Below are 19,296 nucleotides of genomic sequence, written 5' to 3'. Positions count from 1 at the left end.
ATCAAATCCCCTCGAACAATGCGGTCGAGAGATAGCGTTCCGAAAACGACGGGACGATGGCAAGGATTGTCCGGCCCGCACTCTCCGGCCGCTTGCCGATGGCAAGCGCAGCCGCGATCGCCGCACCGGACGAAATGCCGCCGGGAATGCCTTCGCTGCGCGCCAGCGCGCGGGCGGTTTCGAGCGCCGTGGCGCTGTCGACCTTGACGATTTCATCGATGACGGAACGATCCAGAATCTCCGGGACGAAACCCGCGCCGATCCCTTGAATCTTGTGTGGCGAATGCCGGCCGCCCGACAGGACCGCACTCTCTTCCGGCTCCACCGCAATGACGCGCAGCGTCGGCTTGCGCGGCTTCAGGGCCTGACCGATCCCCGTGATGGTCCCGCCGGTACCGACGCCCGCGACAATGTAATCGACGTTTCCGCCGGTATCGTTCCAGATCTCCTCCGCCGTGGTGCGCCGGTGAACCTCCGGATTGGCGAGGTTCTTGAACTGCTGCGGCATCACGGCATGCGGCGTGGCGCGCACCAATTCCTCGGCCATGGCGATGGATCCCCTCATGCCTTCCGCCGCCGGCGTCAGAACGATTTCCGCGCCGAGATACGCCAGCATCTTGCAACGCTCGGTCGAAACCGATTCCGGCATCACCAGCTTCAGGCGGTAGCCGCGCGAGGCTGCGACGAAGGCCAGGGCGATGCCGGTGTTGCCCGACGTCGGTTCGATCAGGACGGTATCGGCGTGAATCTTGCCGGCCTTTTCCATCGCGATGACCATCGCGGCGCCGATGCGGTCCTTCACGCTCGCAGCCGGGTTGAAGTATTCCAGTTTGGCTAAAATCGTCGCGTTCACGCCGTGCTGCTGCGGCAATCTGCGCAGCCGGACGATCGGAGTATCGCCGACCGTATCGACGATGCTGTCAAATACGCGGCCACGGCCGGCACGGTGCGACGTATCGGGACTCGACTTCGTATCCATGTCAGCATCCTTGAGTAACGGGTTGAAACAACGCGCACCCTTTCCATAAGGTCAGCCGGCGCCCGGGGGCAAGCGCTGCTCTCGGCAATATCCGTTGCACTGCAAAACCGGCGCTCGCAAAACTAGTGAGTGAATTTCATTCGCAATCCACCTGGCCGTGCACCCGGAAGCGAATGTCAGAGACTCCACTAGCAATTTGTATTTGCTAGTGGTCTTTCAATTCTAACACCCGCAGGAAGGTTTGCGGATCATTAGAATCGTAAAAGAAACGTATTTGTGTTGCGACATCGTCAAACAATGAGAGTATGAAGAGCGCGGGTTGGATCAACCCAAGAGCACCCAAGAGCAAAGAGGAGGTCACGATGCCAGCAATTGCTGAAATCCCGTCGACCGCCCTGACGCACTCCGAGCGGCGCGGAACCGATCGTCCGACCTGCCCGGTTTGTGCTGATACGATGATCGCGGCGGAAGCATCCGCATACATGTCAGACAATGTCATCGGCCACCTGTGGACCTGCGACACCTGCGGTTACGGCTTCGTGACCAAGCATGTCGTCCAGCGCATTTCCTGCAAACAGGATATCGTCCGCCACCACCCGTGATCAGCGCGCGGCAATATCGCCGCGCGCCCAGTCTGCTCGCATCCGTTCGCGCAATTGCTGAAAGCTGCCTTCGGCAATCGCGGTGCGCATGGCCTGCATCAGGCTCTGATAATAGGCGATGTTGATTCCGGACAGCAGCATCGCGCCTAGCGTTTCGCCCGATCGCACCAGATGGTGCAGATAGGCCCGCGAATACGTCCGCGATGCCGGCCATGGACTCTCCTCGTCGAGCGGACGGGGATCGTCAGCGTGACGGGCGTTGCGCAGGTTGATCTGGCCGAAGCGGGTGAACGCCATGCCGTGACGTCCGTTCCGCGTCGGCATGACGCAATCGAACATGTCGATGCCGCGCGCGACGGCTTCCACCAGATCGTCAGGCGTGCCGACACCCATCAGATAGCGCGGCCGGTCCGCGGGCATCGACGGGACCGTCTCCTCGATCATCGCGAGCATGACGGTTTGCGGTTCGCCGACCGCGAGGCCGCCGATTGCGTAGCCGTGGAAACCGATCCCGGTCAGTTCTCGCACGCTCGTGCGGCGCAACTCCGGATTGTCGCCGCCCTGAACGATCCCGAACAGCATGTGCCCATCCGCCGCTCCCTCGAAAGCGCGCTTGCTGCGCTCGGCCCAGCGCAGCGAGAGTTGCATGGCGCGCTCGATGTCGCTGCGCTCGGCCGGCAGACGAACGCATTCGTCGAGCTGCATCGCGATGTCGGAGCCGAGCAGCCGCTGCACTTCGATCGCGCGCTCCGGCGTCAGTTCAATCGCCGTGCCGTCGATATGGGAGCGAAAGGTAACGCCGTGTTCCTTCACCTTTCGCAACTGCGCCAGCGACATCACCTGGAAGCCACCGGAATCCGTCAGCATCGGCCCGTTCCAGGTGGTGAATTTCTGCAAGCCGCCGAGTTCGTCGATCCGCTCGGCACCCGGCCGCAGCATCAGGTGATAGGTGTTGCCGAGCACGATATCGGTCCCGGCGTCGCGCACCTCGCGCCATTGCAGGCCCTTCATGGCGCCCTGCGTCCCGACCGGCATGAACGCCGGCGTTCGCACCGCGCCGTGCGGCGTGGTGAGAAGTCCGGTGCGGGCCTCGCCGTCCCGGCCGAGCAGCTTGAAATGATTGGCGAGGTTCATGCGGCGGACTTGCCCGGAAACAGCAGGCAGGCATCGCCATAGGAATAGAAGCGATAGCCGCCCGCAATCGCGTGAGCATAGGCCTGTTGCATGGTGTCCAGGCCGCTGAAGGCCGACACCAGCATGAACAGCGTCGAGCGCGGCAAATGAAAGTTCGTCATCAGGATATCGGCGGCGCGAAAGCGATAGCCCGGCGTAATGAAGATCGCGGTCTCGCCGGTGAACGGAGTGATCCGGCCGTCCTCCGTCGCCGCGCTCTCCAGAAGCCGCAGCGATGTCGTTCCGACCGCGACGATCCGGCCGCCGTTCGCACGCGCTGCGTTCAGCACCTCGGCGGTCTCCGCGGAGATCGTGCCCCACTCGGAATGCATGCGATGGTCGGCGGTGTCGTCGGTTTTCACCGGCAGAAACGTGCCGGCGCCGACATGCAGGGTGAGACGGTTGATGCCAACGCCGCGGTCGTGCAGCGCTGCTTCCATCGCCGGCGTGAAATGCAGCCCCGCAGTCGGCGCGGCGACCGCGCCTTCATGAGCGGCGAACATGGTCTGATAGTCCGCCGCATCGCGATCGTCCGGTGCGCGTCTTGAGGCGATGTATGGCGGCAGCGGCGGCGAGCCCAGATCGGCGATGGCCTGATCCAGCGTCGGCCCGTGAAACGAGAAAGCGAGCGTGACTTCGCCCTCCTCGCCCTTGCTTTCGACCTCCGCATCCAGATGCCCGAGGAAACACACCCGTCCCTCGTTGCCGAAGCGGACGACGTCTCCCGCGTTGAGTTTCTTTGCCGGTCTCACCAGCGCGTTCCACCGCGAGCCGTCGAGACGCTTGATCAGCGTCGCATCGATTTTCGGCTCGGCTTCGCGGCCGATGCGGCGGCCGTGCAACTGCGCGGCAATGACGCGCGTATCGTTCACCACGAGTTGGTCGCCGGGCTGAAGCCAGTTCGGCAGTTCTCCCACGTGTTGGTCGTGCAAACCTTCTCCCGGCTGCACGACGAGCAGCCGCGCGGAATCGCGCGGGCTCGCCGGACGCAGCGCGATGCTCCCGGACGGCAGTTCGAAATCGAAGAGATCGGTTCGCATCGGATTATCAAGCTGACGGTTCTAGTGGAGTGAATTTGACATTCGCTACCCACTTTGCAGCAAACCCGTCAGGCGAATGTCAAATTCAAACTCCACTAGAAACCTGATAGTTGCCAGTGGTCCTTTAATTCTAACATTTGCATGAACTCCCTGCCGCAACGGGATGCAAATGTTAGAATCGGACCACTAGCCCGTCCCTGAACCTGCACGCCCGAAACGTCAATGGCCGGAATACATCCGGCCATTGCTTGGGTCTGGAATGTTGGAATCGGCGCTCAGGTCGCGTCCGCCGCAATTCTCGCCTTGACGATCTTGTCGGGATTCTGCACCGGCTCGCCGCGCTTGATCTTGTCGACGTTCTCCATGCCTTCGGTCACCTTGCCCCAGACGGTGTATTGCCCGTCCAGGAACGAAGCATCATCGAAGCAGATGAAAAACTGGCTGTCGCCTGAATCGGGGCTTTGCGCCCGTGCCATGGATGCCGTGCCGCGCACGTGGGGCTCCCGGTTGAATTCGGCTTTCAGCTTCTGGCCGGAGCCGCCCATTCCGGTTCCCTGAGGGCATCCGGTTTGCGCCATGAAGCCGTCGATGACGCGATGGAAAACGATGCCGTCGTAGAAGCCTTCACGAACCAGCTCCTTGATCCGCGCAACGTGATTGGGTGCGAGATCGGGACGCATCTCGATCGTGACGGGTCCCTGCGTGGTTTCGAGGATCAAAGTGTTGTCGTTGTCAGCCATACTCTCTTCTCTTTCGGTTTGGGATGGATTCGTCGATCGTCAAATCGGATGGTCAGCGGCCGGCCCGCAATGGCGCCGCCCATGCCCGGGGTAAATGGCATCGGAACACAACGCTGCAATGCTTCCATCACGGCCGTCCGGTAGATGATGCGCTCGTCGTCCGTCGCCTCGCGTGTTTCGTAGGTGATCCGGGGACGCCCCAGCAGATTGCCGTCGCGCTTGAATGTGAACTGCACGGTGATCTCCATGCCGGGATTTCCGCGCGGCAACGCTGGCGGCTGCCAGCATTGCTTCAACCGCGCGGACAAGGCGGCCAGGTTGGGAATTCCATCTTCCTGCGCGACCGCTTGTCCCGATCCGGAGCTTCCGGCGAGGACAAGCAGGATCGCAACGGGGATGGAGCACCGCACGTTACGCCTTCACTTGATGTCGGAGGCGACCTGAACCTTCAGCATCTTGTCCGGATCAGTGACGGTGCCGCTGGCTGAGTTGGCGGGCGCCTTCTTCAGCTTGTCCACCACGTCCATGCCGGACACCACATCGCCGACCACGGTGTATTTGCCGTTGAGAAAAGATGCATCGGCAAAGCAGATGAAGAACTGCGAGTTCGCCGAGTCCGGACTTCCCGCCCGCGCCATGCCGACAACGCCGCGCTTGAACGGCACGTTGGAGAACTCGGCCTTGAGGTCCGGATATTTCGATCCGCCGGTGCCGTTGAAATTCTTGCCGTCGCCGGTCTGCGCCATGAAGCCGTCCATGACGCGATGGAAGGGAACGTTGTTATAGAAGCCGTCACGGGCCAGCTGCTTGATGCGCTCGGCGTGCTTTGGCGCGATGTCGGTCCGCAACGCGATGACGATGCGACCCTTCGTGGTGTCGATTACGATCGCGTTCTGCTTATCGAGGTTGGCAGGCAGCGGTTGGGCGAAAGCGGGGATCGCGAACATCAGCGCGGCAACGAGGCCAAGGATTCTAATCATGACAACTCCGGATCAAAGGAAGGGCTGGTTGATTCAGCCGGCAAATTTGGTCTTGAGACTCGATGCGACTGATTGCGGAACGAAAGCCGACACATCGCCCCCCATGGCCGCGATCTGACGCACCAGTGTGGCGCTGATCGGGCGAACGCCGGGCGAAGCCGGGACGAATACCGTATGCACGCCGCCCGCCATGGCGCCGTTCATGCCGGCGATCTGCATCTCATAATCGAGATCGGTGCCGTCGCGCAGCCCGCGGACCAGGATCGCGGCGCCGGCCTTTTGCGCGGCGGCGACCGTGAGACCCTCGTAAGTGGTGCAGTCGAACGCGCAGCCGGCTTCGGAGGCGACCGGCGCGAAGACCGTACGCGCCATCGCAAGACGCTCCTGCGCCGAGAACAGCGGCGTCTTTCCCGGATGAACGCCGACGGCGACGATCAGCCGGTCGCACAGGACGACAGCGTGCCTGACGACATCGAGATGGCCGTTGGTGACGGGGTCGAACGATCCGGGATAGAGCGCGACGCGGGGCATGGTCTCGTCTGGCGTGGGTGGAGCTGACGTGAAGTGTTCAAAGTGTCACGGCCGGGCACAGGCATGAAGAACGGCGTCGCTTCGCTCGCCTGCGCCGACCATCCACGTCTTTGACCGCCTTCATGCCGCATGATTGATCGAACCTTCGTTTCGCTTTAGCGCGCCTGTTCAGACGCCGCAAGCGAAGCAGGTTCCGCAAATATCGCGGCGAGAGCCGATATTTATTTCCAAAGACCGAGCGAACCAATTCGGGGGCTGGCGCGTCTTATCGTCGTGACAGCAAGATCACTGAAATTGTTGCGATTTTCCGGGGCTCTGTTTCATCCCACCCTCAGGGACGAAACAATTCTTCGACCGATGAAACCACTTTCCCGAGACAGCGAAGACATCGCGAAACAGGAACTGGCTATCAATCCGTCAACCAAACGGGGTCGACAAGCCGCAAACGGCCAGACCCGACAACAGGGGACCGTCATGATCAAGGCTCTTTCCGCCGTAGCGGTTGCAGCGTTCATCGCAGCCGCCCTCACCATTCTCCCGGGTTTCGCTCCGCAGGTTTCGGCAAGCACGCCGAGCGCGCTCGCCAAAGGCGACCGCCTCGACATCCACCCGGCGGCGACGGCCTGCTCGGAGCAGACCTGGCCGAATTTCGCGGCGTCCTGCCTTCGTGCCGCCGATTCCAGGACGACCGTTCGTGAAGCCCGTCTGGTGACGGCAAACAATCGCTGATCCGGATTTTTCCGGATCTTCGAACCTCCAAGGCAAAGCCGCCCGTATGCCCACGGGCGGCTTTTGCGTTGCGGCACAAACGCGGGGGTGGTGTCTGTTTCAACGACGTTGAATCAGCTCGTCGTTTATCTTTTGTTTGAGCATGATCTCTTCCGAAAACCGGTTTCCATCCCGGATCAAGTCCGGAGCAGGCTTGTTCGGGATCATGCTCTAGCCGCCATTGCCGTTCTCGTTTTCCTCGCGGATGTGCTCGACCGACACCACGTGCTCGTCATCGGCCGTATTGAAGACGCGAACGCCCTTGGATGCGCGGCTGGTGATGCGGATGCCCTCCACCGGCACCCGGATCAACTGGCCGCCATCGCTGACCAGCATGATCTGGTCCGACATCTCGACCGGGAACCCGGCCACGAGGTGACCGATCTCGCCGAGCTTGGTCGGATCGGTGGCGCGGATGCCCTTGCCGCCGCGACCCGACACCCTGAACTCGAACGAAGACGACCGCTTGCCATAGCCCTGCGCCGTCACCGTGAGCACGAACTGCTCGGCCGCGCCCATCTCCACATAGCGCCCCTCGGGCAGCGAAAGGTCGGTATGCGCGGCCTCGTCGGCCTCCGGCGTTGCTTCTTCGGGCTCGATATCCTCGCCGGTCGCTGCGCGGCGGATCGCGCCGGACTGCTTGAGGTAGGCGGCGCGTTCGGCCGGCGTCGCCTCGAAGTGGTGCAGGATCGACAGCGAAATCACCCGATCGCCCTTGGCCAGCGCGATACCCCGCACGCCCATCGAGGTCCGCCCCGAAAACACGCGCACGTCGCTCACCGGAAAACGGATGCACTGGCCGCCGGCGGCGGTCAGCAGCACGTCGTCGCGCTCGGTGCAAATCTGCACGTCGACGATCGCCTCGCCCTCGCCGAGCTTCATCGCGATGATGCCCGAGCGGCGGACGTCGACAAAATCGGACAGCTTGTTGCGCCGGACCGTGCCGCTGGTGGTGGCGAACATCACATCCAGATTGGCCCAGGACGATTCGTCCTCCGGCAGCGGCATGATGGTGGTGATGCGCTCGCCCTGTTCGAGCGGCAGGATGTTGATCATCGCCTTGCCGCGCGCGTTCGGCGCCGCCATCGGCAGGCGCCAGACCTTTTCCTTGTAGACCTGGCCGCGCGAGGAGAAGAACAGCACCGGCGTATGCGTGGACGCCACGAACAGGCGGCTGACGAAATCCTCCTCGCGCGTCTGCATTCCGGAGCGGCCCTTGCCGCCGCGCTTCTGCGCGCGATAGGTCGACAGCGGCACCCGCTTGACGTAACCGGCGTGCGAGACGGTCACGACCATGTCCTCGCGCTGGATCAGGTCCTCGTCCTCGACCTCACCTTCCTGCTCGACGATGACGGTCTTGCGCGGGGTGGCGAATTCGGCCTTCACCGCCGAAAGCTCGGTCTTGACGATCGCCTGCACGCGCGCGCGCGAGCGCAGGATGTCCAGATAATCGGCGATCTCGACGGCGAGCTTGTCGAGTTCCTCGGAGATTTCCTCACGGCCGAGCGCGGTCAGGCGCTGCAGGCGCAGATCGAGAATGGCCCTCGCCTGCTCCATCGACAGCCGCGCCGTGCCGTCCGGCGACATGCGGTGGCGCGGATCGTCGATCAGCGTGATCATCGCAGCCACGTCCTTGGCCGGCCAGTCGCGCGACATCAAGGTCTCGCGCGCGGCATTGGGATCCGGCGACTCCCGGATCACGCGGATGATCTCGTCGATGTTGGCGACGGCGATGGCGAGGCCGACCAAAATATGGGCGCGGTCGCGCGCCTTGTTCAGCAGGAACTTGGTGCGGCGGGTGACCACCTGCTCGCGGAACGCGATGAACAGCGTCAGCAGGTCTTTCAGGTTCATGAGTTGCGGACGCCCCGCGTCCAGCGCCACCATGTTGGCGCCGAAGTTGGTTTGCAGCGGCGTGAACCTGTAGAGCTGGTTGAGCACGACCTCGGGGACGGCGTCGCGCTTCAGTTCGACGACGACGCGGAAACCCTCGCGGTCGGACTCGTCGCGCAGGTCGGAAATGCCGTCGATCTTTTTCTCGCGCACCAGGTCGGCGATGCGTTCGACCATGCTGGCCTTGTTGACCTGATACGGGATCTCCGAGACCACGATCGCCTCTCGGTCCTTGCGGATGGTGTCGATCGAGACCTTGCCGCGCATCACGATCGAGCCACGGCCGAGATGGTAGGCCGAACGGACGCCCTGCCGCCCCAGGATGATGCCGCCGGTCGGAAAATCCGGACCGGGAATGATGTTGATGAGGTCGTCGATCCCGAGCGCCGGATTGTCGATCAGCGCCACGCAGGCGTCGATGACTTCGCCGAGATTATGCGGCGGGATGTTGGTGGCCATGCCGACGGCGATGCCGCCGGCGCCGTTGACCAGAAGATTCGGAAATTTCGCCGGAAGAACCGACGGCTCTCTCTCGCTGCTGTCATAGTTCGGCTGAAAATCGACGGTGTCCTTGTCGATGTCGTCGAGCAGCGATTGCGCGATCTTGGTGAGGCGGGATTCGGTGTAGCGCATGGCCGCCGCCATGTCGCCGTCGACCGAGCCGAAATTGCCCTGCCCGTCGATCAGCGGCACGCGCATGGAGAAATCCTGCGCCATGCGCACCAGCGCATCGTAAACCGACTGATCGCCGTGAGGATGATACTTACCGATGACGTCGCCGACGGTGCGCGCCGACTTGCGATAGGGCTTGTTCCACTCGAAACCGTTCTCGTACATCGCGTAGAGAATGCGGCGGTGAACCGGCTTCAGACCGTCGCGCGCATCCGGCAACGCGCGCGCCACGATCACGCTCATGGCGTAATCGAGATAGCTGCGCTTCATCTCCTCGAGAATGGAAACGGGACGAACGCCCGAGGGCGCCGGCGGCTCTCCGGGCTTCGTATCTTCGGTATCTGACAAGAGAGGATTCCGGTCGGTTTCTGTTCGGAATCATATAGCGCATCGGGGCCCTGCAAACCACCCCCGACACCGCCCCAAGCAACGTTTTTCCTGTTGTTTATCCAGATACTTAGAGCCATTCCCGACTTGCCGGAATCAAGGCCGGCTCGAGCCTGTCGTGTTGTTGAGTTCGCTTGCCGCAAACCAGGTCAGGCCGCGCGGATAACGCGCTTTCTTGAAGCAAAATCTGCATCCACCCTGAGAGCGTTTTCAAGCGAAGTGGCTACCGGTTCGCGTAAAGAAAACGCGTCAAATCAAAATGTAGAGCCTTTTCCGCTTCTGATTCCATCAGAAGCGGAAAAGGCTCTGGGGTCAAACAGAGGACAGGATGCGCTCGAAAACGCGACAGTACTTGCTCAGGTCAGATTGCCGAACGCCGGGGCGTAATCGAGCCGTCCCTCAGTTGCGGAAAGCCCGTCAGTCAGCGGCAACACCATGAAATGGACTCCTGCGAAAGCCGATTCAAAGCCGGCGGCAAGATCGCCGCGAAAGCCGAAGCGCCCGTAATAGGCCGGATCACCCAGCACGAAGACGGCATCCCACCCCTCGCGCCGGGCCTGCGTGTTGGCCGCCTTTATCAGCGCCGCGCCGACGCCCTGCTTTTGCCGCTCAGGTGCCACTGCAAGAGGCGCAAGCGCAAGAGCGCGAAACGGCGCCGCCATCGGAGACAACAAGATGTGGCCGATCACCGCCCCGCCCTCGACCGCAACCAGCGAAATCGCCACGTCGCCCGCCTCGCGCAACTGCGCGACCAGCCGCGCTTCGTCGGGCCGGCCAAAGGCCCGGACGATCACATCGCCGATGTCCGCCGCGTCGTCGGCCCGCTCGGGCCGGATGTCCACATCAGGGCCCGTTTACGAGAGATTCTCGTCGACTTCGGTATTCCTGCCATCGTCCGAGGCATCGCTCGCGCCCTCATCGCCGCTGCCTGAGCCGTCGCTGTCCGGCTCCAGCGTCGAGACCAGCGCCAGTTCGAGATCGCCGGCTTCGAGCGGATCCTCATCGTCGCGCAAAGCGGGATCGTCCGATGGCGTTGGAACGCTGAACCCGCCGGGCAGACGGGAGTCCAGCAATCCCGTTCCCTTCAGTTCTTCCAGACCCGGCAGGTCGCCGAGGTTTTCGAGACTGAACTGGGACAGGAACGCCTCCGTGGTTCCAAAGGTGAGCGGGCGCCCCGGCGTCTTGCGACGGCCGCGCGGCTTGATCCAGCCGGTCTCCAGCAACACGTCGAGCGTACCCTTGGAGGTCACGACGCCACGGATTTCCTCGATCTCCGCGCGGGTCACCGGCTGATGATAGGCGATGATCGCCAGCATCTCGATCGCCGCGCGCGACAGGCGCCGCGTCTCGGTGCTCTCGCGCGTCATCAGCCAGGCCAGATCGCCGGCAGTGCGGAACGTCCATTTGTTGGCGACCCGCACCAGATTGACACCGCGCGAGGCATAGTCCGCCTGCAGTTGCGCGAGCGCAGCCTTGATGTCGACGCCGTCGGGCATCCGCTTGGCCAGCGCCGCCTGATCCAGCGGCTCGGACGAGGCGAACAGCAGCGCCTCCAGCAATCGCAGTTCCTCTGGACGCGCCATCGGTAGTTCCGACTCCGGTTCCTCGACATGCGCCACGCGCATTTCCGCCAGGCTTGCCATCGCTCGGTCTCCTTCTTCCCTATTGGGCCGGCGCGTCGGGCACCGTCACCGGAGCGGATGCCGGCGGCACGCGCTTGCGAAAATAGAGCGGCGCGAACGCCTCTTTCTGGTTCAGATCCATGACGCCCTCGCGCACCAGTTCGAGCGCGGCGGCGAAACTCGACGCGAACACGGTGGCCCGCTGCGAGGGATCGACGACATAGGTCATCAGGTATTCATCGAGGCATCCCCAGTCCTCGTCGGCCAGCCCGACAAGACGCTCGAGCGAGGCGCGCGCTTCGCTCAGCGACCAGACCGTGCGCTTGGCGAAATGAACCGTGGTCAGAACACGCTGCTGCCGCTGCGTGGCATAAGCGGTGAGCAGGTCGAACAGCGTCGCGGTGAATCGCGGATGGCGGATTTCTGCGATCGCTTCCGGATTGCCGCGCGGAAAGATGTCGCGCTGGAACTGCGGCCTGTTCATCAGGCGGTTGGCGGCCTCGCGGATCGCCTCGAGGCGGCGCAGGCGGTTGGCGAGCGCCGTGGCCATCTCGCCCGCGCTCGGTCCGTCCGGGGTCGCCGGCTCCGGCAGCAGCAACCGCGATTTCAGGAACGCCAGCCATGCCGCCATCACCAGATAATCGGCAGCCAGTTCGAGACGAATCTTGCGCGCCGCCTCAATGAAAACGAGGTACTGGTCGGCAAGCGCCAGAATGGAGATTTTCGACAGGTCGACCTTCTGTTGTCGGGCCAGCGCCAGCAACAGATCGAGCGGGCCTTCATAACCCTCGACATCGACGACGAGCGCCAGCGCATCGTCGTTACCAATGCGCTCGGCCGGCCTTCCGGTTTCAAACGACAGAATTTCCGCGCTCATGCGCCTACCGCTCCGGTCAACGCATCAAGTTCCGCCCGCGCCGCCTCGCGGTCGAACGGCTCGGGCGGCTTGCGCGAGGCCAAGGCGCGTTGCGCACGCTGCAGCGCCATACCGGACAGTTCCGGCGCTTCGGCGGCCACCTGCCGCATCTCCGCCAGGTCGCCGTTGCAATGCAGAACCATGTCGCAGCCGGCGGAAACGATCGCGCGCGTCCGCTCCGCAATCGATCCCGTCAACGCATTCATGGACACGTCATCACTCATCAACAAACCCTGGAATCCGATACCGCCGCGAATCACCTGTTCAACGATTGTCGCAGAAGTCGTAGCCGGTTGGGTGGCATCAATTGCGCTGAACACAACATGCGCGGTCATCGCCATCGGCAGATCGGCAAGCGCCTTGAATGTAGCGAAATCAACGGCTTCCAGATCGTTCTTCAAGGCATCCACGACCGGAAGCTTGAAATGGGTATCGGCGGTTGCCCGCCCGTGCCCCGGAATGTGCTTGAGAACCGGCAAAACGCCGCCCAGTTCCAGCCCCTCGGTGATCGCGCGCGCGATTGCCACGACCTTGTTCGGCTCAGTACCGTAGGCGCGATCGCCAATGATGGCGTCAGCGCCGGGCGCCGGAACGTCCGCGAGCGGCAGGCAATCGACCGTGATGCCAAGGTCGGCAAGATCGTTTGCGATCAGTTGCGCGCTCAGCCGCGCGGCTTTCAGCCCCAAAGCGCGATCGCAATCATAGAGAGCGCCGAACACCGCGCCCGGCGGATAGACCGGCCAGTGCGGCGGACTCAGACGTTGCACCCGGCCGCCTTCCTGATCGATCAGGACCGGCGCATCGGCATCGCCGACAGTTTCTCTAAAATCTTGAACCAGACGAGCGACCTGCAGGGGATTGTCGACATTCCTCTTGAACAGGATGTAGCCCCAGGGCCGTTCGTCGCGCAGGAACTCGCGCTCCTGCGCCGTCAGGGTCAGCCCCGACGTACCGGTAATAAATGCGCGCACAGCCATGGCGCCGATTAGCTTGCGTCAACGGCGAGCGTCAAGGAAACCGCCGTTAATTCCTTTGGATGACGCACTGTCCGCCGGCCGATTTGAGGCTGCCGCAGAAGCGCGAGGCCTCTTCGGACGAGCCGAACGGCCCGACCATGGCGCGGTAATAGACACCCTTGGCGCCAAGGTCGGCGCGTTTGACCAGTGCACTCCGCGAACCCAGCACCGAGGGGAATTTGTGCTGCAGCGCCCGGAAAGAGGCCTGCGCATCGGCCTCGTTCCGTTGCGAGGAGATCTGGACGAGATAGCCGCCGGTACCGGCTGCGGCCGGAGCGTGCTGGCCCGGATTGGTCGAAGCCACCTGCATCCGCGGTTCGGCCTGCGGCGACAGCGCCAGCGGCACGTTTCCAGCAGGTGCAGTGGTGGCAGGAGGCGCATGTCGGGCGGGCGGCGCGACAGGCGCTGCCGGAGTTTCGGGCCGGGCGACGGCCGCGGCTGCGAGGTCGGACTGATCGCCGCGCACCGTCAACGTCCTGACCCTGCGGGGTTCATCGCCGGCGACAGTCCCGTTCGCAACCGTTGCGGGAGGCCTGACATTCGGCGTCACGCTCGCCGCCGGCGGCGGATTGGTGTTCTGGTTCAGCGGCGGAAAGACCACGCGTGGACCAGAGTTCGTGGCGTCCTTGACGTCGACGGGCTGCTCTTCACGCGACACCATCTGCTCGGTGCCGTCCTCCGTGGACATCCGGTCCTGGATCAACTTGCCGACGGCATCGCCCGAGCCGACCCTTTGCGGAAGAATCTTGTTGGGCTCGGCATCGGCCTTGATGACCGGCGGCGCACCGCTCCGGGCCGTACCGGCATAGTTGCGGTAAGCGTAGGCCGCCCCGGTGCCGATGACCGCGAGCGCCAAAACAGCGACCACCGTCGCCATCCCGCCGCGACGCCGGGGTGCAGGTTCGTCCTCCACCTCTCCGTAACCCTGATAATCGAACGGTGCTTCCGGATAACGCTCGGGAGGAAACTGGTCTTCATACGCATGCGCGTCCCGCCCGTCGGGCAGCCGACCGAACAGCACGTCGTCGTAGCGATCGGCGGCCTCATGATAGGACTCAGGCTCGTGATGCTGAACATGCGGCTCGTTGTCAGGATAGACCGCGGCGCGCCGCAAGACCGGGTGCGGAGCGGTTTCGACCGGCGGAGCAGCTTGAAGCGGCGGATCGGGTTGAACCATCCGTCTTTGAATCCATGACGGCGGGCCGGCTTCGACCGGAGGGTTCGGGTCGAAGTGATCGACCGGATCAAAGTGATCGATGGACTCGAAGTGATCGACCGGATCATCGGCCGGAGCCGGTGGCGCGCCTCGTTTGACATCGTCGAAGTGATCGGTCTGGCCGATCAGCCGGGCGAGTTCTGCAAGCGGATCGGTTTCGGGCTGGCCGCTCGCGCGGCGCTCGTCGCGTCCGTAATCGTCGCGCCCGTACTCGCCGTCGTCCCGGAAAGATCTGTCCTGGTATCGATTAGCCATCGTGATGTCGCGTCCCTTCCGGAAAGGCGCCAACTCGCTCGTTCTAAACGAAACAGCAGCCAATCAAGCCGTCACCAAAGCCCCCTCGTGTCGGCTACACCCATTATCGCATCTCGGCCGGCGCATGAACGCCGAGAACGGCAAGTCCTGATGCGAGAACAGAGACAACGCCCTGAACCAGCGCCAGCCGCGCCATGGTTATTTCTGCATCATTATTGATAATGAAGCGTAAATGAGGCAAATCGCGCCCTTTCGTCCAAAGCGCGTGAAATTCGCTCGCGAGATCATAGAGATAGAACGCGATCCGGTGCGGCTCGTGCGCCACCGCGGCCGCTTCGACAGTCCGGGGATAAAGCGCGAGCCGCCGCAGCAGGCCAAGCTCCGCCGGATCGGTCAGCCGCTCAACGGCGGCATCGCCAAGGAAATTCCTGCGCGCCGCGTCGTCCTCCGGCAAATCGGGGAACGCCTCGCGCGCGTTGCGGAAGATCGAAAAGCCGCGGGCGTGGCCGTACTGGACATAGAACACCGGGTTGTCCTTCGACTGCTCGATCACTTTGGCAAGATCGAAATCCAGCACCGCGTCGTTCTTGCGGAACAGCATCATGAAGCGCACGGCATCTGAGCCGACTTCATCCACCACGTCGCGCAATGTGACGAAATCACCGGCGCGTTTGGACATCTTCACCGGCTCGCCGTTGCGCAACAGCCGCACCAGCTGCACGATCTTGACGTCGAGGCTGGCCCTGCCTGCCGTCACAGCCTTGATCGCGGCCTGCACGCGCTTGATGTAGCCGCCGTGATCGGCGCCCCAGACATCGACCATGTTGAGGAAGCCGCGGTCGAACTTTGTCTTGTGATAGGCGATATCGGACGCGAAATAAGTGTAGCCGCCGTCCGATTTCTTCAGCGGGCGGTCGACATCGTCGCCGTAAGCCGTGGCGCGGAACAAGGTCTGTTCGCGATCTTCATAGTCCTCGACCGGCGCCCCTTTCGGCGGCGGCAACCGTCCCTCATAGACGTCGCCCTTCGCGCGCAGGAAATCGATGGTGGCGGCGACCTGATCGCTGCCACCCTCGATCAGCGAGCGCTCCGAGAAGAACACCTCATGCGTGATGTTGAGAGCGGCAAGGTCGCCCCGGATCATCTCCATCATCATGGCGATGGCCCTGGCGCGCACGACCGGCAGCCATTCGGCTTCAGGAGCGCTCAACAGCCTGTCGCCGAATTGGGCGGCGAGCGCATGCCCAACCGGCTTCAGATAGTCGCCGGGATAAAGCCCTTCCGGAATCTCGCCGATGTCCTCACCCAACGCCTCGCGATAGCGCAGGAACGCCGAGCGCGCGAGCACATCGACCTGCGCGCCCGCGTCGTTGATGTAGTATTCGCGCGTCACCTCGTAGCCCGCGAACGAGAGCAAGCTCGCGAGCGCGTCGCCGAACACCGCGCCGCGGCCATGGCCGACATGCATGGGTCCGGTCGGATTGGCGGAGACGTATTCGACGTTGACCTTCTCGCCCGCGCCGGCTGCGCTGCGGCCATAGCCCTCGCCCTCTCGCAGCACGGCGCGCAGGGCATCCGACCAGGCCTGTGGCTTCAGGGTCAGGTTGATGAAGCCGGGACCGGCGATCTCGGCCTTGTCGATCAGGCCGTCGGCGCGCAGCTGCGTTGCAATCCGGTCCGCGAGATCGCGGGGCTTCGACTTTGCATCCTTCGCCAGCACCATCGCGGCGTTGGTCGCCATGTCGCCGTGCGAGGCATCCCGCGGCGGCTCGACCACGATCCGCGACAGGTCCAGTCCCGCCGGCAGCGCGCCTTCTTCCGCGAGCGCGGCGCATGCCGTATGCACCCGCGCCAGCACGTCTGCGAAAAGGTGCCGGGATGGACTGGAATTGGTCATGATATCTGCGATTTGCGTGGAGACGGACTACGCGCCGCCTAACGCAAATCCGGGGTCGAGTCAAAAAGCCTGCGATGCTCGGTGATGGCGAAGCGATCGGTCATCCCCGCGATGAAATTGCCGATCCTGCGCGCCGTTTCGGCATCGAGCGCGCCGCTGTCGTCGCCCTCCGGCATCCATTGAGGGGGAAGCGCCGCCGGATCGTCGCGGTAGCGCGCGAACAGGTTCCGGACGACGGTTTCAGCCTCGTCCATCACCCGCTTGACGCGAGGATGACGATACATCCGTTGTTTCAGGAATGCCTTGATGAGCGCCTCCGCCTCGGCCATTTCCGGCGGAAAGGCGATCAACGCACGGTCGTGGCGGCGCACCTCCGCAGCCGATTGCGGCTGCGCGTCGGCAAGCCGCCGCTCCGTCTCCGACACGACAGCCGTAATCAGGCAGGAGATCAGTTCGCGCACCAGCGCGGCCCCTCGCCGGTCGTCGTCCAGCAACGGGTGGCCGCGCGCAATATCGGAGACCATCGCCGCGGTCAGCGGCATCGCCTTCAGGTCGTCCACAGCGAACAGCCCGGCCCGCAGGCCGTCGTCGATGTCGTGGGCATCGTAGGCGATGTCGTCGGCGAGCGCCGCGACCTGGGCCTCGAGCGAGGCGAAACTCCATAGCTCCAGATCGCAGGTCCGGTTGAAATCGGCGATGCCGACCGGGATGCCGCGGCGCTGATAGCGCCCGACGGCGTTTCCCTCGCGATCGGTCAGCGGACCGTTGTGCTTGACGACCCCCTCCAGCGTTTCCCAGGTCAGGTTGAGGCCGTCGAAATCCGGATAACGGTGTTCCAGCAGGGTCACGACCCGCAGCGTCTGCGCATTGTGGTCGAAACCGCCGAACGCATCGAGGCAGACGTCCAGCGCCCGCTCGCCAGCGTGGCCGAACGGCGGATGGCCAAGATCGTGCGCCAGCGCCAACGCCTCCGTCAGGTCCTCGTCGAGCCCGAGCTGCCGGGCCAGCGCGCGGGCGATCTGGGCCACCTCGAGGGTATGGGTGAGACGGGTCCGGTAGTGGTCGCCTTCGTGATAGACGAACACCTGGGTCTTGTGCTTCAGCCGCCGGAACGCGGTCGAATGGATCACCCGGTCGCAGTCGCGCCGGAACGCGCTGCGGGTCCTGCTCGGCGGCTCGTCGAACAGGCGGCCGCGGCTGGCGTCCGGATCGCTGGCATAGGGCGCGCGGGGAGCTGCCATTGCGACTGACACGGCGATTTGCCCCTTCCGATCGTTTGATTCTCACGCCCGGGGCACTTAACTATGGCTTGCGGGCATTGCAAAATATTGGAGAATGCCCGCAACCCACACGGAGTCGCCCGATGACCGAACCCAACATCACCGTCAGCGAACGCGCGGCGCGCCGGATCGGGGAAATCCTCAAGTCCGAGGGCGAAGGCGCCATGTTGCGGATCAGCGTCGAAGGCGGCGGCTGCTCGGGGTTCCAGTACAAGTTCGACATCGAACGCGCGAAGGCCGAAGACGATCTGGTGATCGCGCGCGACACCGCCGTGGTTCTCGTCGATCCTGCCTCGGTCCCGTTCCTGACTGGTTCCGAAGTCGATTTCGTCGACGACCTGATCGGCGCCTCGTTCAGGGTGGTCAATCCGAACGCCACCGCGTCCTGCGGCTGCGGCACCAGCTTCTCGATCTAAGTGTTTGATCCCGACAATTGATGGTGCGCGGGCCATCGATAGAAAAGCTTTTGAAGGATGGATTGCCGGATCAGGTCCGGCAATGACGCCCCGGGAACCCTCATGCGCATAGCCACCTGGAACGTCAATTCGATCCGGCAGCGGCTGGATCACCTTCTTGCCTGGCTTGGGGAAACCGCGCCGGATGTCGTCTGCCTTCAGGAGACCAAATGCGTCGATGAGCAGTTTCCGCGCGAGGCCATCGAGGCGCTTGGCTACAACGTGGTGACGCACGGCCAGAAGACCTTCAACGGCGTGGCGCTGCTGTCGAAATTCCCGTTCGACGAGACCCGGCCGCGGCTGGCCGGCGACGAGGACGACGTGCAGTCGCGATTCCTCGAAGGCGTGGTCTCGCTCAAGCATGGCGTGGTGCGGATCGCCTGCCTTTATCTGCCCAACGGCAATCCGCCGAATACCGAGAAGTATCCTTATAAGCTCAGTTGGATATCGCGGCTTATTGAATATTCACGCGAGCGGCTGAAAAGCGAGGAAGCCTTCGTGCTTGCCGGCGACTTCAACGTCATCCCCGCGCCGCGCGACGTCTACAATCCGGCCTCGTGGGTTGACGATGCGTTGTTTCGGCCGCAGACGCGGCAAGCCTTTCAGACACTGCTCGGGCTCGGCCTGACCGATGCGCTGCGCGCGGCCTCTGACGCCGCCGGGGAATATACTTTCTGGGATTATCAGGCCGGCGCCTGGCAGAAGAACAACGGGCTGCGGATCGACCACTTGCTGTTATCGCCGCAGGCCAGCGACCGGCTCAGCGCGGTCGGAATCGATCGCCACGTCCGCGGTTGGGAAAAGGCGTCAGACCATGTCCCGGTCTGGATCGACCTGGATCTGGACGCGGCCTGAACATCAAGCCGCGGGTCTA

General features: G+C 63.5%; 19 protein-coding genes. 4 read left to right on the top strand and 15 right to left on the bottom strand.

Translation table 11 applies throughout. The features are described 5' to 3' along the window. Position 1: 1 nt before the first annotated feature. Positions 2 to 979, bottom strand: coding sequence for a cysteine synthase A (cysK, locus tag ACS3WA_RS07900; RefSeq protein ID WP_438277967.1), 978 nt, complete (start codon positions 977 to 979; stop codon positions 2 to 4). Positions 980 to 1,341: 362 nt separating this feature from the next. Between cysK and ACS3WA_RS07895 the strand changes: the two genes are divergently transcribed. Further along, entirely contained in the window at positions 1,342 to 1,581 is a 240-nt protein-coding gene (locus tag ACS3WA_RS07895; protein WP_438277966.1) for a hypothetical protein, read from the top strand. Here the strand turns inward: ACS3WA_RS07895 and tgt are convergent, their stop codons facing one another. The 6 genes from tgt to coaD all read right to left on the bottom strand — a co-directional run bounded on the left by tgt (position 1,582) and on the right by coaD (position 6,045). Beyond that, on the bottom strand, positions 1,582 to 2,715 hold the full coding sequence (gene tgt / locus ACS3WA_RS07890) for a tRNA guanosine(34) transglycosylase Tgt (RefSeq protein WP_438277965.1): 1,134 nt from the start codon (positions 2,713 to 2,715) through the stop codon (positions 1,582 to 1,584). Beyond that, positions 2,712 to 3,794: a tRNA preQ1(34) S-adenosylmethionine ribosyltransferase-isomerase QueA gene (gene queA, locus ACS3WA_RS07885; RefSeq protein ID WP_438277964.1), complete on the bottom strand. Its 1,083-nt coding sequence runs from the start codon at positions 3,792 to 3,794 to the stop codon at positions 2,712 to 2,714. Before queA ends, tgt begins: the two co-directional genes overlap by 4 nt. Before the next feature lie 275 nt (positions 3,795 to 4,069). After that, on the bottom strand, positions 4,070 to 4,534 hold the full coding sequence (locus tag ACS3WA_RS07880) for a peptidylprolyl isomerase (protein ID WP_438277963.1): 465 nt from the start codon (positions 4,532 to 4,534) through the stop codon (positions 4,070 to 4,072). Next, positions 4,510 to 4,782: a hypothetical protein gene (locus ACS3WA_RS07875; RefSeq protein ID WP_438277962.1), complete on the bottom strand. Its 273-nt coding sequence runs from the start codon at positions 4,780 to 4,782 to the stop codon at positions 4,510 to 4,512. The genes ACS3WA_RS07880 and ACS3WA_RS07875 overlap by 25 nt, the downstream gene beginning before the upstream one ends. 171 nt (positions 4,783 to 4,953) lie before the next feature. Then, complete coding sequence (locus tag ACS3WA_RS07870) at positions 4,954 to 5,514, bottom strand: peptidylprolyl isomerase (protein ID WP_438277961.1); 561 nt, start codon at positions 5,512 to 5,514, stop codon at positions 4,954 to 4,956. Positions 5,515 to 5,547: 33 nt separating this feature from the next. After that, positions 5,548 to 6,045: a pantetheine-phosphate adenylyltransferase gene (gene coaD, locus ACS3WA_RS07865; RefSeq protein ID WP_438277960.1), complete on the bottom strand. Its 498-nt coding sequence runs from the start codon at positions 6,043 to 6,045 to the stop codon at positions 5,548 to 5,550. 474 nt (positions 6,046 to 6,519) lie between these two features. Between coaD and ACS3WA_RS07860 the strand changes: the two genes are divergently transcribed. Then, positions 6,520 to 6,774 carry a hypothetical protein gene (locus ACS3WA_RS07860; RefSeq protein ID WP_438277959.1) on the top strand — a complete coding sequence of 85 codons (255 nt, stop codon included), beginning with the start codon at positions 6,520 to 6,522 and terminating at the stop codon, positions 6,772 to 6,774. A gap of 210 nt (positions 6,775 to 6,984) precedes the next feature. Here ACS3WA_RS07860 and gyrA read toward each other — a convergent pair whose 3' ends face one another. The 8 genes from gyrA to ACS3WA_RS07820 form a co-directional block, all read right to left on the bottom strand. After that, complete coding sequence (gyrA, locus tag ACS3WA_RS07855; protein WP_438277958.1) at positions 6,985 to 9,726, bottom strand: DNA gyrase subunit A; 2,742 nt, start codon at positions 9,724 to 9,726, stop codon at positions 6,985 to 6,987. 395 nt (positions 9,727 to 10,121) lie between these two features. Beyond that, positions 10,122 to 10,607 (bottom strand): GNAT family N-acetyltransferase, encoded by a 486-nt coding sequence (locus tag ACS3WA_RS07850; protein WP_438277957.1) that lies wholly within the window; start codon positions 10,605 to 10,607, stop codon positions 10,122 to 10,124. A gap of 12 nt (positions 10,608 to 10,619) precedes the next feature. Then, a complete protein-coding gene (gene scpB / locus ACS3WA_RS07845) occupies positions 10,620 to 11,408 on the bottom strand; it encodes an SMC-Scp complex subunit ScpB (RefSeq protein ID WP_438277956.1) in 789 nt (262 codons plus the stop codon). Between the two features lie 19 nt (positions 11,409 to 11,427). Continuing rightward, positions 11,428 to 12,264, bottom strand: a complete 837-nt coding sequence (locus ACS3WA_RS07840) for a segregation and condensation protein A (protein ID WP_438277955.1) — start codon at positions 12,262 to 12,264, stop codon at positions 11,428 to 11,430. Next, positions 12,261 to 13,280 (bottom strand): beta-N-acetylhexosaminidase, encoded by a 1,020-nt coding sequence (gene nagZ / locus ACS3WA_RS07835; RefSeq protein ID WP_438277954.1) that lies wholly within the window; start codon positions 13,278 to 13,280, stop codon positions 12,261 to 12,263. The genes ACS3WA_RS07840 and nagZ overlap by 4 nt, the downstream gene beginning before the upstream one ends. Positions 13,281 to 13,326: 46 nt before the next feature. Then, positions 13,327 to 14,790 (bottom strand): SPOR domain-containing protein, encoded by a 1,464-nt coding sequence (locus tag ACS3WA_RS07830; protein ID WP_438277953.1) that lies wholly within the window; start codon positions 14,788 to 14,790, stop codon positions 13,327 to 13,329. A gap of 103 nt (positions 14,791 to 14,893) precedes the next feature. Continuing rightward, positions 14,894 to 16,687 carry an arginine--tRNA ligase gene (argS, locus tag ACS3WA_RS07825; protein ID WP_438277952.1) on the bottom strand — a complete coding sequence of 598 codons (1,794 nt, stop codon included), beginning with the start codon at positions 16,685 to 16,687 and terminating at the stop codon, positions 14,894 to 14,896. A gap of 38 nt (positions 16,688 to 16,725) precedes the next feature. Then, entirely contained in the window at positions 16,726 to 17,940 is a 1,215-nt protein-coding gene (locus tag ACS3WA_RS07820; RefSeq protein ID WP_438277951.1) for a deoxyguanosinetriphosphate triphosphohydrolase, read from the bottom strand. 110 nt (positions 17,941 to 18,050) lie between these two features. Between ACS3WA_RS07820 and erpA the strand changes: the two genes are divergently transcribed. Then, entirely contained in the window at positions 18,051 to 18,383 is a 333-nt protein-coding gene (gene erpA, locus ACS3WA_RS07815; protein WP_438277950.1) for an iron-sulfur cluster insertion protein ErpA, read from the top strand. A 102-nt stretch (positions 18,384 to 18,485) separates the two neighbouring features. Beyond that, positions 18,486 to 19,277 (top strand): exodeoxyribonuclease III, encoded by a 792-nt coding sequence (gene xth, locus ACS3WA_RS07810; RefSeq protein ID WP_438277949.1) that lies wholly within the window; start codon positions 18,486 to 18,488, stop codon positions 19,275 to 19,277. Positions 19,278 to 19,296 lie beyond the last annotated feature (19 nt).

Origin of the sequence: Nitrobacter sp. (assembly GCF_051535235.1) — a bacterium.
In the GTDB taxonomy this organism is placed as follows: domain Bacteria; phylum Pseudomonadota; class Alphaproteobacteria; order Rhizobiales; family Xanthobacteraceae; genus Nitrobacter.
The sequence above is the reverse complement of the archived record's forward strand: the minus strand, read 5'-3'. Positions and strand labels throughout refer to the sequence as shown.